Below are 13,910 nucleotides of genomic sequence, written 5' to 3'. Positions count from 1 at the left end.
GCCTGCCATTGCATCGGGGGATCGAACCATGCGGTCCGCGACCCTCGCTGCCTCAGCGATTGATTGCAGCTGCGCCAATTGGCGGTGCTGCACGCGGTCTGCGCGGGCCCGCTCATTCAGGCCCGCTGCCACGCTGGATTCACGACGTGAATCCCCCGCTTTTGTGCAACAACGCCTTCGGGCGGTCATCGGCTTCGCCGCCATAGAGCGAGTCGTTGCCGATTCCGCCGACCAGGCTGTCCCTGTTGCGCCCGCCCCAGAGCTTGTCGCCGCCGACCGCGCCGAGAATCCGGTCCGCGCCTTCGAGCCGGTCATTGCCGCCGCCGCCGAGCAGCCAGCCATTGTTCGCTCCGCCGCGAAGGCTGTCATTGCCGCTGGCCCGGCAAGGTAGTCTCGCCCGGCCATGCTGGAATAGGAGCCGCCCGCCGAGCCGGGGGATCACGCGGTCCGGTCCGCCCGGGACGGAGCGGGGCGCCGCTCCGTCCCCGCAGATCCCGAGCGTGTCGCTGCTTGCCGTCCCGCTGGCAACGAAGGAGATCACGTCCAGGGCGGGGGCCGCACCTGGAAAGCTGTCAGCGAGGAAATCCGCCACCGTTGCCCGGGGTCAGCGCGTGCTCTGCCTCCCAGGCCTCGATGGTTGCGGGCCCGGCGAGTTCGCCATTCCAATCGACAGGAAGCCCGATCAGCTCCAGCGGCGGGCCTTCGAATTGGTCGTTTGTGGGTTTGCAGGGCGAACGAGCGTCGCTGATCGACCCAGCGAGATCCGGCGGGCCGGAATAGCCCATGCCGCCCAGCTTGGCCCGGAGGAACGCCATCGCGGCCGTGGTCATTGTGTCCTGGACACAGGGACTCACGTTCTCGGCGCTTTCTGGGTTGGCGGCGTCCAGCGGCACGGTCTCGTAGCCGCCGGACACCTTGGCCAGCAAGCGGGTCCAGCCCAGGCTTTCGAAGGCCTTGTCGAGATGGTTCTGGGCCTCTTGCTTCCGTATCGCGGGGTTGGTGCCGTAGAGGATGTTGTAGGGGTCGGGCGAGGCAATGCGAGAGAGCTCGCCGCTACCGCGACCCAGAAGCTGCCGGGCTGGCTCGTGGCCGGGTGCTGGTCCGCCCAGTCGCTGTCCAGCCAGTCGCGGCAGCCCTCGGTCGGGTAGGCGTCGGCCGCGGGGGGTTCGGCCTTGTATTGGTCCATGCCGGTCCAGTCCGAGGGCTCATCGGGGTCGTTGTAGTAGCCGCAGGTGTTCTGGGGGAGCTCGACGACCGTTTCGGCGCCGTTTCCGAGCGTCAGAGGATCGTTGAATTTCGCATGGTCGATATAGCCGAATTTGCCGCCGTAAACGGGATTGTCCTCCAGCGTTTCGCGGAAGGGCGCTTCGCTGGAGGTGACGCTGATTTCGACATGGAGACGCAGAAGGGCCGACTTGGTGTCGTTCCGGTAGAGCGAAATCGAAAAGGACTCGGCAGAATGTCCTGAACTCGGCAATGGGCCGGGGGCCGTGCGAGAGAAGCAGGCCCCTTCGCCGAGTTCAGGCAAGCAGGTGGCTTCCGGGCGGCGCAGGCGCCCGTGGGGCGGAATTACAGCGACACGCGTTCGCGGCGGGCGCGTTCCGTCGCGGATTTCAGCTGGCCGCAGGCGGCCATGATGTCCTCGCCGCGGGGCGTGCGGATCGGCGAGGAATAGCCCGCCTTGTAGACGATGTCGGCAAAGCGCTCGATCCGCTCCCAGTCCGAGCGCTCGTAGGGCGCGCCGGGCCATTCGTTGAACGGGATCAGGTTGATCTTGGCCGGGATGCCCGAGATCAGCTTGACCAGCCGGCGCGCATCCTCGTCGGTGTCGTTCACGCCCCTCAGCATGACGTATTCGAAGGTGATCCGCTCGGAATTCGACGCCTTCGGATAGGCGCGCAGCGCATCCAGCAGCGTCTCGATATTCCATTTCTTGTTGATCGGCACCAGGCGGTCGCGCACCTCGTCGGTGGTCGCGTGGAAGCTGACCGCCAGCTGGCAGCCGATTTCCTCGGCGCAGCGCGCGATTTCCGGCACGACGCCCGAGGTCGAGAGCGTAATGCGGCGGCGGGACAGGCTGATGCCTTCCGGGTCCATCGCGATCTTCATTGCGTCGCGCACGTTCTCGAAATTGTAGAGCGGTTCGCCCATGCCCATTAGCACGATGTTGCTGAGCAGCCGCGCCTCGTTCTTCGGCTTGCCCGGCTCCGGCCATTCGCCGAGGTCGTCGCGCACCAGCATGACCTGGCCGATGATTTCGCCCGGAGTGAGGTTTCTCACCAGCTTCTGCGTGCCGGTATGGCAGAACGAGCAGGTCAGCGTGCAGCCGACTTGGGACGAGATGCAAAGCGTGCCGCGGTCGGTTTCCGGAATGTAGACCGTCTCGACCTCGTGGCCGCCGGCGATCTTCACCAGGTATTTCCGCGTGCCGTCGGCGGAGACCTGCTTCGACACCACTTCGGGCAGCTCGATCATGAACCGTTCGCCCAGCTCCGCCCGGAAGCTCTTCGCGAGGTTCGTCATGTCGTCGAAGCTGCGCACGCCGCGCTCGTAGATCCAGGCCCAGAGCTGGTTGACGCGCATCTTCAGCTGCTTCTCGGGAACGCCGATGTCCGCCAGCGCGTCGCGCAGCTTCTCGCGGGTCAGGCCGACAAGGTTCACCGGCCCCTCCGGAAGCTTCCGGGGGATGGTCAGAACGTCCTGAGTGATCGGCGCGGATGCGGCGCTCGTGTCGGTCATGGGGCGACTCCTGATGGGCGAAGGCGAGTCGTTAGCAGAATTCGGCCCGTTTGCCTAGCCCCGGCGGCGCGTCACGCCGGAACCGCGTCCTCGCCGCCGCTCTGTCCCTCGCGCTGCAGGGCCGGCGCGCGCGCGGTGGCGACCAGCCCGGCCACGTCTTCGCCGCGGTCCTGGCGCAGCACGGCGCCGTCCAGCCGGATGCCGTCCAGCCCGGCCTCGGCCAGCAGGGTGCGGACATAGCCGGCGGAATGGGCGAAGCGGCGGCTTTCGCGCAGCGTCAGCGGCGCGTCGCCGGTCTCGACGGTGAAGGCCAGCATCCCGCCCGGGGCGAGCGATCCGGCGCACCAGGCGATGATCCGCTCCAGCGCGCCGAGATAGATGAAGACATCCGCGGCCACGATCAGGTCATAGCGGTCCGTCCCGATCTCAAGCCGCGACAGGTCGCGCTTGTCGAGGCTGTCATAGATGCCCTTGGCCCCTGCCTCGCGCAGCATGCCTGCCGAGATGTCCCAGCCGCCCAGCCAGCCGCAGCGGTCGCGCAGCACCTCGCCCGCCAGCCCGGTGCCGCAGCCGAGGTCGATGGCGCGGCCGAACGGCCGGGAAGGGAGCGCAGCGGCCAGCAGCTGCGGCGCGCGGTAGCCCAGCTGGTCGACCAGCGAGGTTTCGAAGCGGGGCGCATACTGGTCGAACAGCGCCTCGACGAAGGCCGGGGGGACTTCCTCGGTCACCGGCACGGCGCGCAGCAGGTCTCGCTTCATCCCCGCGCCCAGCCGGTCCGCGGGATCGGCGGCGACCGCGCGGTCCCAGGCGCGGATGGCGGCATCATGCCCGCCGGCCGCCGCATGCCATTCGCCCAGCCGGTACCAGCCGGCGGCCCAGCCCGGGACAAGCGCCATCGCATCGCCCAGCACCTCGATCGCTGCGGCCAGGTCGTCTGAGAGGGCCAGCCCCTCGGCGAATTCCAGGCGGCGGTCCACATCCAGCCGTCCCGAGCTCACGCAGATTGCGCTCATGTATCCAACATCCGAGAGGGCTGCTCGTCGGGCCCGGTCCCGGACCTCACGCGGCAGCGCACGCCACACCCTCGCTCCGGGTGCGCCCCGGCGATAGCCGGCCTGCCCGGATCCGGTCAAGCGGCAACGCAGGCCGGTGGTTTCGGGCCGGTTCCGCAGGGCAGGGCTTGCAGCGGGTGCCGTGCTGCGGCAGCCTCGCCGGAGGGGAATGGCGGAGGAAAATGCATGACCATGAATGGCGGACAGCTGCTGGTTGAGAGCCTTGTCGCGCTCGGCGCGAAAAAGGCCTTCGGCGTGCCGGGGGAAAGCTACCTCGCCGTGCTCGACGCGCTGCACGATACCCCGGGCGTGCTCGATTACGTGCTCTGCCGGAACGAGGGCGGGGCAGGCTTCATGGCCGCCGCCTGGGGCAAGCTGACCGGCGAGCCGGGGATCTGCATGGTGACCCGCGGGCCCGGCGCGACCAACGCCTCGATCGGGGTCCATACCGCGATGCAGGACAGCGCGCCGATGATCCTCTTCGTCGGCCAGGTCGGAACCGACATGAAGGAGCGCGAGGCCTTCCAGGAACTCGACTACCGCGCGGTCTTCGGGACCATGGCGAAATGGGCCACGGAGATCGACCGGGTGGAGCGCATCCCCGAGATCCTGTCGCGCGCCTGGACCATGGCAATTTCCGGACGCCCCGGCCCGGTTGTGATCGCGCTGCCCGAGGACATGCTGACCAGCGCCACCGATGCGGCGCCGCTGCGCGGTCCGGTCCAGGTGGCGGAACCGCATCCCGATCCGGCTGCGATGGCGCGGGCGCGGCAGATCCTGGCAGGGGCAGAGCGGCCGCTGATCTTCTACGGGGGCTGCAACTGGCGCGGCGACGGCACGGCCCCGATCCAGGCCTTTGCCGAGGCCTCCGGCATCCCGGTGGTCTCGGTCTTCCGCTACCAGGACCGGTTCGACAACGGCTCGCCGGTCTTCTGCGGCGAGGCCGGGGTCGGCATGGCGCCTTCGGTCAGGCGGCTGATGGCGGAGGCCGATGTCATCCTGGCGGTCAATGCCCGCTTCGGCGAGAATTCGACCGAGGGCTACACGCTGCTCGACGTGCCGCAGCCGAGGCAGCGGCTGATCCATGTCCACGGCGACTCGGACGAGCTGGGCAAGGTCTACATCCCCGAGCTGGCCATTCAGTCCGGGCCGAACGCCTTTGCCGCGGCGCTGGGGGCGATGGCCCCGGTCAGCGCCGCCGATCCGGCCTGGCTGGCGGAGGCGCGGGCGGCCTATCTGGCGGGGTTCGACCTGCCGGATCTGCCGTCGCCGGTCGATATGGGCAAGGTCTGTGCACACCTGCGCGAGGTGCTGCCGCCCGACGCGGTGATCACCAACGGGGCAGGGAATTTCACCGTCTGGCCGGGCAAGTTCCTGCAGTACCGGCCCGGCATGCGCCACTTGGCGCCGCAGGCGGGGGCGATGGGCTACGGCCTGCCGGCCGCCATCGCCGCCAAGGTCGCCGATCCGGGCCGCACCGTGGTCTGCTTTGCCGGGGACGGCGATTTCCAGATGAACTGCCCGGAACTGGCGACCGCACTGCAGGCCGGGGCGCAGCCGATCGTGCTGATCCTCAACAACGGCATCTACGGCACGATCCGCGCGCATCAGGAGCGGCACTATCCCGAGCGGGTCAGCGGCACGACGATGGAGCAGAACCCCGATTTCGTGATGCTGGCGCAGGCCTACGGCTTCCATGCCGAGCGGATCGAGGCGACGGAGGACTTCCCGGAGGCCTTCGCCCGCGCGATGGAAAGCCCCTCGGGCGCGGTTCTGGACCTGGCGATCTCTCCCGAAGCGCTGACGCCGCGGGTCAGCCTCAGCCAGATGCGCGAGGCGGCGCTGAAGGCGAGGGCAGATGCCTGAGCCCCGCTTCGGGCGGCTGCTGGTCACGGGCGCGGCAGGGCGGCTCGGGACCGAGCTGCGGCGGGGGCTCGCGCCGCTGGCCCGGGAGCTGCGCCTGGCCGACCGCGCGGAGATCCGCGATCTCGCGCCGAACGAGACGGCGATGGCCTTCGATCTCGCCGACGGGGACGCCTGCCTGGCGGCCTGCGAGGGAGTGGACGCGATCGTGCATTTCGGCGGCACCTCGGTGGAGGCGCCCTGGGCCGAGATCCTCGACAGCTCGATCCGGGGGACGTACCACATCTACGAAGGCGCGCGGAAACACGGCGTCCGCAGGGTCGTCTATGCGTCTTCGGTGCATGCGGTGGGCTACCACCGGATGGAGGACCAGATCGACGCTGCGGCGCCGGTGCGCCCGGACGGGCTCTACGGCGTGTCGAAATGCTTCGCCGAGGCGCTGTCGCGGCTCTACTGGGACAAGTTCGGCATCGAGACCGCCTGCCTGCGCATCTTCTCCTCCTTCCCGGAGCCGTCGGACCGCCGCAACCTGTGGTCCTGGCTGAGCTTCGACGATTGCGTGCGGCTGACGGCGGCGGCGCTGACCGCCCCGCGGGTCGGGCATACCATCGCCTTCGGCATGTCGGACAACGCGGTGAAGCCGGTCGACGACCGTCTGGCCCGCCATCTGGGCTTCGTGCCGCAGGACAGCGCGGAACCGTTCCGTGCAAAGGTGGAGGCTGCGCATCCGCCTGCCGATCCCATGGCCGCATCGGTCCTGCATCTCGGCGGCCGGTTCTGCGAGATGGGCCATCCGGAGGACGGAAATGAGGGACAGCTATGACGTCGTGATCGTCGGCGGGGCAGTGATCGGCTCCGCCGTGGCGCATCACCTGGCGGCGGATCCGGGCTTCGGCGGCCGGGTCCTGGTGGTCGAGCGCGACCCGACCTATGCCGGAGCCTCCACGGGGCTCTCGGCCTCCGGGATCCGGGTTCAGTTCTCTTCCGCGCTGAACGTGAAGATCAGCCAGTACGGGCTGGAAGTGATCAAGGGCTTCGCGGAGGAGATGGGCGTGGACGGCGACAGGCCGGACCTGAATTTCCATCAGGGCGGCTATCTCTACCTCGCCGGGACCGCAGCCCAGGAGGCCTTCCTGCGCCGGTCGCACGAGGTCCAGCGCGCCTGCGGTGCGGATGTGGTCCTGTGGACGCCGGATGAGCTTGCCGCGGCCTTCCCGCATCTGCGCACCGGCGACATCCGGCTTGCCTCCTACGGGCGCTCGGGCGAGGGCTGGTTCTCCAATACCGGTCTGATGAACGGCTTCCGCGCGAAGGCGCGGGCCAACGGCGCGGACTATGTCACGGACGAGGTTGCCGCCGTGCTGCGGGACGGCACCCGGGCGACGGGCGTGAGGCTGGCTTCGGGGCGGGAGATTGCCGCGGGCTGGGTGGTCAACTGCGCGGGACCGCGGGCGGCGCAGGTGGCGCGGATGGCCGGGGTCGAGATTCCGGTGGAGCCGCGGAAGCGCACGGTCTTCGTGTTCGACTGCGCGCAGAGCCCGGAAGGCACCGCCCGGGTGCAGGAGGGCCGCCTGCCGCTGATGATCGACCCGACCGGCGTCTATGTCCGCCCAGAGGGCCGCTATTTCCTCGCCGGCGCCGTGCCGCCGGAGGACTCGGCGGTGGATTGGGACGATTTCGAGCCGCGGCACGGGGAATTCGAGGACATCATCTGGCCCGCGCTGGCGGAGCGCTCGGAAGCCTTCGAGGCGATCAAGCTGGTGAACATGTGGGCGGGGCACTACGCGATGAACACGCTCGACCAGAATGCCATCGTCGGGCCGCATCCCGAGCTGCCGAATTTCGTGCTGGCCAACGGGTTCTCCGGCCATGGCCTGCAGCAGGCGCCGGCAACCGGCCGGGCGGTGGCCGAATGGATCGTCCATGGCGGGTACCACAGCCTCGATTTCTCGGAACTGGGAATGGAACGGGTGCTGGAGCGCCGCGCGGTGCCGGAACAGGCCATCATCTGAGGCACCGTCCTTCCGGCGGTGCGGGGAGGGACACGATGGAAGAAACCGATCCGCGGATTGCGGTCTGGCTGGCCACGGCCGCCTGGCCGGAGGAAATGCCGGAGATCCGGCGCATCCTGCTGGCTGCCGGGCTGGAGGAAGGCTGGAAGTGGCGCGGCCCCTGCTACATGGCAGCGGGCGGCAACATCGCAATGCCCTGGGGCACGCTCGACCATTGCGGCATCTCCTTCTTCAAGGGCGTGCTGCTGGCGGATCCCGCAGGGCTGCTGGTGCCGCGGGGGCCGAATTCCCGCTCCGTGCGCGTGGCGAAATTCTCAGGCCGCGCAGAGGTGCTCGCGGCCGAACCGGCGCTGGCCGCCTTGCTGGCAGAGGCAGTCGCGCTGGAAGCCTCCGGCGCCGGTGTCCCTCTTCGAACGGACGAACCGGACTGGCCCGAAGAGCTGGAGGAGCGGCTGGCCGCCGATCCGGAGCTGGCCGCGGCCTTTGCCGCGCTGACCCCCGGACGGCGGCGCGGCTGGATCCTGCATTTCTCGGGCGCGAAGCAATCCGCCACCCGCGCGGCGCGGATCGGCCGGGCGGTTCCCGCGATCCTTGCGGGCAGGGGGCTGCACGAGCGCTGAGACGCATGCGAGAAATCTCTTGAAAAAGTCATAAAGTAATACTTTACTCATCCCATAAAAATACGAAGACCAAGGGAGGAACACATGACATTCAAGGCGACGCTCCTGGCGGGCGCCGTCGCCCTCGCCCCTGTGGCGGCTGCGGCGGACGACGACCTGACCATCGGATTTTCCCAGATCGGCTCGGAATCGGGCTGGCGCGCGGCCGAAACCACGGTGACGAAGCAACAGGCGGAGGCCCGCGGCATCGACCTGAAATTCGCCGATGCCCAGCAGAAGCAGGAAAACCAGATCAAGGCGCTGCGCGGCTTCATCGCCCAGGGCGTGGACGGCATCCTCTTGGCGCCTGTGGTGGCGACCGGGTGGGACGACGTGCTGGAAGAGGCGCAGGAGGCCGAGATCCCCGTAATCCTGATGGACCGCACGGTCGATGCCGACCCCAGCCTCTACCTGACCGCCGTGACTTCGGATCTGGTGCACGAGGGCAAGGTCGCGGGCGAATGGCTGGTCTCCGAAATGGATGGCAAGGACTGCCGCATCGTCGAGTTGCAGGGCACCACCGGCTCCTCGCCGGCCATCGACCGCAAGACCGGGTTCGAGCAGGGCATTGCCGGGCACGGCAACCTTGAGATCGTCCGCAGCCAGACCGGAGATTTCACCCGCGCTCAGGGAAAGGTGGTGATGGAGAGCTTCCTCAAGGCGGAAGGGCCGGGGAACATCTGCGCGCTCTACGCCCATAACGACGACATGGCGGTCGGCGCGATCCAGGCGATCAAGGAGGCCGGTCTGGCACCGGGCAAGGACATCGTGATCGTCGCCATCGACGCCGTGCCGGATGCGCATCTGGCGATCGCCAACGGCGAGATGAACGCCACGATCGAGCTGACACCGGACATGGCGGGCCCGGCGCTGGATGCACTGCAGGCCTACCTGCAGGACGGCACCGAGCCGGCGAAATGGATCCAGACGGAATCGCGGCTCTATACCGCGTCGGACGACAACATGGCCGTCTACGAGCAGAAGAAGAGCCTCGGCTACTGATCCGATCCCCTGGGGCCCTTCCCGCCCCGTCCCCGCGCGGCTGGTCCGCGCGGGGCCTTTTCTCCGGAGGACGCTGCCATGACCGACCCGGTCCGGCCGGTGCTGCAGGCCCGCGGCATCACCAAGTTCTTTCCCGGCGCGATCGCGCTCGCCGATGTGGATCTCGCCCTCCATCCGGGCGAGGTCCACGCGTTGCTGGGCGAGAACGGCGCCGGGAAATCCACCCTGATCAAGTGCCTGACCGGCGCCTACCCGCGCGACGGCGGCACGCTTGAGCTCGACGGCGCCGAGGTCGCGCCGGGCTCGACGCAGGAGAGCCAGGCCCTGGGCATCGGCACGGTCTACCAGGAGGTGAACCTGCTGCCGAACCTGACGGTGGCCGAAAACCTGTTCCTCGGCCGCCAGCCGCGCCGCTTCGGGCTGATCTCGCGCCGCCGGATGGCGGCCGCGGCGACGGAATTGCTGCAGGGCTACGGGCTCGACATCGACGTGCGCGAACCGCTGTCGCACTACTCGGTCGCGGTGCAGCAGGTCATCGCGATCGCCCGCGCCGTCGAGATGTCCGGCCGGGTGCTGATCCTCGACGAGCCGACTGCCAGCCTCGACCGCGACGAGGTGGAGCTGGTCTTTTCGGTGGTCCGCAAGCTGAAGGCACGCGGGCTGGCCATCGTCTTCATCACCCATTTCCTCGACCAGGTCTTCGCCATCTGCGACCGGGCGACGGTCCTGCGGAACGGCCATGTCGTCGGCACCCGCGACCTGTCCGAGACCGGGCCGCGCGATATCGTCCACCTGATGCTCGGCCGGCAGCTGGAGTCGGAGGTCCGGGAACGCCATGGCGGGCAGGGCGGCGAGGTGCTGGCCGAGATCGACGGGCTGGGCCGCCGCGGCATGATTGAACCCTTCTCCATGCAGATCCGCGAGGGCGAAGTCATCGGCCTGGCCGGGCTTCTAGGGGCCGGGCGGACCGAGACGGCGAGCCTGCTCTTCGGCGCGGTGCATGCCGACCAGGGCAGGATCCGGCTGCGCGGGCGCGACCTGAAGCTGAAGGGGCCGCGCGATGCCGTGGCGGCGCGCTTCGCGCTCTGCCCCGAGGACCGCAAGACCGACGGAATCATCGGCGACCTGTCGGTGCGCGAGAACATCATCCTGGCGCTGCAGGCGCGGCAGGGCTGGGCGCGGCCGGTCCCGAGGGCCCGGGCCGAGGAAATCGCCCGCGGCTATGTCCGCGCGCTCGACATCCGCGCGGCGAGCCTCGACATGCCGATCCGGCTGCTGTCGGGGGGCAACCAGCAAAAGGCGCTGCTGGCGCGCTGGCTGGCGACCGAACCGGAACTGCTGATCCTCGACGAGCCCACCCGGGGCATCGATGTCGGCGCCCATGCCGAGATCATCCAGCTGATCGAGTCCTTGCGCGAGCGCGGCATGTCCCTGGTCGTCGCCTCCTCCGAGATGGAGGAACTCGTTGCCTATTCCACAAGGGTGATCGTGCTGCGCGACCGGGTGCAGGTGGCGGAACTGGCCGGTGACCGGATCACGGCGGAGAACATCGTCCGCGCCATCACCGACGAAGACAGGGAGGTCGCCTGATGGCAGCATCTCATTCGCCCCTCCGCCGCCTCGCGCCGCAGCTGGTCATCCTTGCCGCCGTCCTGGCGCTGAACCTGGCAGTCTTCCCGGATTTCTTCCGCATCGAATTCCAGAACGGACGGCTCTTCGGCGGGGTGGTCGACGTGCTCAACCGCGGCGCCCCGACCGCGATTCTCGCCATCGGCATGACGCTTGTCATCGCCACCAAGGGGATCGATCTGTCGGTCGGAGCGGTGATGGCGATTGCCGGGGCCTGCGCCGCCAAGATCGTCGCCGACGGACATGGCTGGGGCACGGCGCTGGCGGGGGCGCTGGCCGCAGGCGCGGCCTGCGGGATCTGGAACGGGGTGCTGGTGGCCTGGCTGCGCATCCAGCCCATCGTGGCCACGCTGGTGCTGATGGTGGCGGGCAGGGGGATCGCGCAGCTGGTGACCGAGGGCACCATCCTGACCTTTCTCAACGAGGGGCTGATTCATCTCGGCGCCGGCACGATCCTGGGCATTCCGACGCCGGTGGTGATCTGGATCGCGCTCGGCGCAGGCGTGACCTGGGCGGTGCGCAAGACCGCGCTGGGGCTGCTGATCGAGGCGATCGGCATCAATGCCGCCGCGTCGCGCCTGGCCGGGATCAACGCGCGGGTGCTGCTGACCTGCGTCTATCTCGTCTCCGGGCTCTGCGCGGCGCTGGCGGGGGTGATCGTCGCCGCGGACATCAAGGGGGCGGATGCCAACAATGCCGGGCTGTGGATGGAGCTCGACGCCATCCTCGCGGTGGTGATCGGCGGCAATTCCCTGCTGGGCGGGCGGTTCTCGATCACGGCCTCGCTGCTGGGCGCGCTGATCATCCAGTCGGTGAATTCCGCGATCCTGCTTTCGGGCATGCCGCCGGAATTCAACCTGGTGATCAAGGCCGTGCTGATCCTGGCCATCCTCGTCATCCAGTCGCCGCGGATCGGCCACTGGCTCTACATCCTGCGCGCCAGCGGCGGTGACCCCGCCCCGCGCCGCGCCAAGACGGTGAAGGAGACCGCGCGATGATCCGCTCCACCAGCCTGCCGCTGATCGTGACGCTGGCGACCTTCGTGATCGCCTATGCACTCTGCGCCTCGGCCTATCCGGCGATGCTGTCGAGCCGGGTGGTGGCGAACCTCCTGACCGACAATGCCTTCCTCGGAATCGCGGCAGTGGGCATGACCTTCGTCATCCTCTCGGGCGGCATCGACCTGTCGGTCGGCTCGGTCATCGCCTTCTCCGGGGTCTTCCTCGCCGTGATCCTGCGCGACACCGGGATCCATCCGCTTGCCGCCTTCGCGCTTGTGCTGGCGATCACCACGGCTTTCGGCGCGGCGATGGGCGGTATCATCCATTATCTCGAGATGCCGCCCTTCATCGTCACTCTGGCCGGCATGTTTCTGGCCCGCGGCGCCGCCTATGTCCTGTCCGTCGACAGCGTCCCGATCACGCACGAGTTCTATGACTGGCTGCAGGACATCTACTGGAAGGCCCCCTCGGGCGGGCGGTTCCGGCTGACCGGCGCGCTGATGGTCCTGACCTTCCTGGCCGGGATCGTCCTGGCCCACCGCACGCGCTTCGGCCAGAACGTCTATGCGATGGGCGGCGGCGTGCAGACCGCCCGGCTGATGGGCGTGCCGCTGGGGCGCACCACGATCGGCATCTACGCGATCTCCGGCGGGCTTTCGGGACTGGCCGGGATCGTCTTCTCCCTCTACACCTCTGCGGGCTACTCGCTGGCTGCGGTGGGGGTGGAGCTCGATGCCATCGCCGCGGTGGTGATTGGCGGCACGCTCCTGACCGGCGGGACCGGCTTCGTCGCGGGCACCTTCTTCGGCATCCTGATCATGGGGCTGATCCAGACCTATATCGTCTTCGACGGGACACTTTCGAGCTGGTGGACCAAGATCGTCATCGGAGCCCTGCTCTTCACCTTCATCCTGCTGCAAAAGGGCCTGACTTGGGCAACGACACTCCGCAGAAGACCGGCACCTGGCTCGCCCATGCCCTCATGAGCTTCGCCACGCCGGAAGGCAGGGCGGCGCGGGCCTCGAGCCATACCGATTTCGTGGTAGAGCAGCTCGGCCGCGCCATCGTGGCCGGGGAATACCCGCCCGAGACGATGATCCCGCTCGATCCGGACCTGTGCGAGATGTTCGACGTCTCCCGCACCGTGGTCCGCGAGGCCAAGAAGACGCTGATCGCCAAGGGGCTGATCCAGTCCAAGGCCAAGGTGGGCACCCATGTGCGCGAGGCCGAGTCCTGGAACATGTTCGACGAGGACGTGCTGCGCTGGCATGCCGGGCTGAAAAATGCCGGGGCCTTCTATGACGAGCTCTTCGAGATCCGGCTGATCTTCGAGCCGGCCGCGGCCGAGGCGGCAGCCAAGCGCGCCAATGCCGGCGGCTGCGGCCGGCTCTTCGAGCTGTCCGGGGCCCTGGCCGGAGCCGCGAGCCGGGCCGATTTCGCGGTGGCCGATTACGAGTTTCACCGCGAGGTGCTGCGGCTTTCCGGCAACCGCTTCCTGCTGTCGCTCGGCGACATGGTGCAGACTGCGCTCTATTCTCTCTTCATGGCCGAGACGCACCGGTTCTTTCCGGAGGGCGCCCAGACCGTGGCCGACCGCCACCGCGACATCGCCTCCGCCATCTGCCGCGGCGCCTCCGCGGAGGCGCGCCAGGCGATGCAGCGGGTGATCGAGGACGGCTATGCGCGGGTCAACGGCGGCGCTCCTGGCCGCTGAGAGCTGGACAATCCCACATTTGGTGTCTTCTTCATTTTTCTGTACATATTTTGTGTTTGTTCTGATCTTTCCGTTGGGTCGCGGGATTTTTTTGGGGTTTTGTGCGAGAATCGAGTTGCGGGGGTCGGGGGGTTTCTCTAGAAGGCCCTTCACCGACGGGGCGGCGACGCACCGGGGCGCTTGAGGGTCTGCGGATGCAGTCCGGAGGGCGGACAGATCAGGAAGGTGTTGCGATCAGG

Annotated in this window: 13 protein-coding genes; 9 read left to right on the top strand and 4 right to left on the bottom strand. The window is 68.5% G+C overall.

Annotation, left to right across the window (positions count from 1 at the left end; genetic code table 11):
- Positions 1-139: 139 nt before the first annotated feature.
- From HCC78_RS29450 to HCC78_RS29435, 4 genes are all read right to left on the bottom strand, one after another.
- Positions 140-442: a hypothetical protein gene (locus tag HCC78_RS29450; RefSeq protein WP_371743956.1), complete on the bottom strand. Its 303-nt coding sequence runs from the start codon at positions 440-442 to the stop codon at positions 140-142.
- A gap of 130 nt (positions 443-572) precedes the next feature.
- Positions 573-926, bottom strand: a complete 354-nt coding sequence (locus HCC78_RS29445; protein ID WP_172332317.1) for a hypothetical protein — start codon at positions 924-926, stop codon at positions 573-575.
- Positions 927-1,569: 643 nt separating this feature from the next.
- Positions 1,570-2,739: a 23S rRNA (adenine(2503)-C(2))-methyltransferase RlmN gene (gene rlmN, locus HCC78_RS29440; protein ID WP_172332316.1), complete on the bottom strand. Its 1,170-nt coding sequence runs from the start codon at positions 2,737-2,739 to the stop codon at positions 1,570-1,572.
- Positions 2,740-2,810: 71 nt separating this feature from the next.
- On the bottom strand, positions 2,811-3,752 hold the full coding sequence (locus HCC78_RS29435) for a methyltransferase (RefSeq protein ID WP_172332315.1): 942 nt from the start codon (positions 3,750-3,752) through the stop codon (positions 2,811-2,813).
- A gap of 225 nt (positions 3,753-3,977) precedes the next feature.
- Between HCC78_RS29435 and HCC78_RS29430 the strand changes: the two genes are divergently transcribed.
- The 9 genes from HCC78_RS29430 (at position 3,978) to HCC78_RS29390 (ending at position 13,671) form a co-directional block, all read left to right on the top strand.
- Positions 3,978-5,657, top strand: a complete 1,680-nt coding sequence (locus HCC78_RS29430; RefSeq protein WP_172332314.1) for a thiamine pyrophosphate-dependent enzyme — start codon at positions 3,978-3,980, stop codon at positions 5,655-5,657.
- Positions 5,650-6,477: an NAD(P)-dependent oxidoreductase gene (locus tag HCC78_RS29425; protein ID WP_172332313.1), complete on the top strand. Its 828-nt coding sequence runs from the start codon at positions 5,650-5,652 to the stop codon at positions 6,475-6,477. The genes HCC78_RS29430 and HCC78_RS29425 overlap by 8 nt, the downstream gene beginning before the upstream one ends.
- The gene (locus HCC78_RS29420; RefSeq protein WP_172332312.1) at positions 6,461-7,666 is read left to right on the top strand and encodes an FAD-binding oxidoreductase; all 1,206 of its coding nucleotides are present in this window, start codon (positions 6,461-6,463) and stop codon (positions 7,664-7,666) included. The genes HCC78_RS29425 and HCC78_RS29420 overlap by 17 nt, the downstream gene beginning before the upstream one ends.
- Positions 7,667-7,701: 35 nt before the next feature.
- Positions 7,702-8,286, top strand: coding sequence for a YdeI family protein (locus HCC78_RS29415; protein WP_172332311.1), 585 nt, complete (start codon positions 7,702-7,704; stop codon positions 8,284-8,286).
- 84 nt (positions 8,287-8,370) lie between these two features.
- Positions 8,371-9,327 carry a galactofuranose ABC transporter, galactofuranose-binding protein YtfQ gene (gene ytfQ / locus HCC78_RS29410; RefSeq protein WP_172332310.1) on the top strand — a complete coding sequence of 319 codons (957 nt, stop codon included), beginning with the start codon at positions 8,371-8,373 and terminating at the stop codon, positions 9,325-9,327.
- 78 nt (positions 9,328-9,405) lie between these two features.
- Positions 9,406-10,917, top strand: coding sequence for a sugar ABC transporter ATP-binding protein (locus HCC78_RS29405; RefSeq protein WP_172332309.1), 1,512 nt, complete (start codon positions 9,406-9,408; stop codon positions 10,915-10,917).
- Positions 10,917-11,954, top strand: coding sequence for an ABC transporter permease (locus tag HCC78_RS29400; RefSeq protein ID WP_172332308.1), 1,038 nt, complete (start codon positions 10,917-10,919; stop codon positions 11,952-11,954). Before HCC78_RS29405 ends, HCC78_RS29400 begins: the two co-directional genes overlap by 1 nt.
- Positions 11,951-12,943 carry a galactofuranose ABC transporter, permease protein YjfF gene (gene yjfF, locus HCC78_RS29395; protein WP_216671373.1) on the top strand — a complete coding sequence of 331 codons (993 nt, stop codon included), beginning with the start codon at positions 11,951-11,953 and terminating at the stop codon, positions 12,941-12,943. Before HCC78_RS29400 ends, yjfF begins: the two co-directional genes overlap by 4 nt.
- The gene (locus HCC78_RS29390) at positions 12,889-13,671 is read left to right on the top strand and encodes a FadR/GntR family transcriptional regulator (protein WP_253949437.1); all 783 of its coding nucleotides are present in this window, start codon (positions 12,889-12,891) and stop codon (positions 13,669-13,671) included. Before yjfF ends, HCC78_RS29390 begins: the two co-directional genes overlap by 55 nt.
- Positions 13,672-13,910 lie beyond the last annotated feature (239 nt).

The sequence above is a fragment of the Mangrovicoccus sp. HB161399 genome (genome assembly GCF_013184745.1).
Taxonomy (GTDB): domain Bacteria; phylum Pseudomonadota; class Alphaproteobacteria; order Rhodobacterales; family Rhodobacteraceae; genus Mangrovicoccus.
Note: the sequence above shows the minus strand (reverse complement) of the source record. Positions and strands in the feature narration are given on the sequence as shown.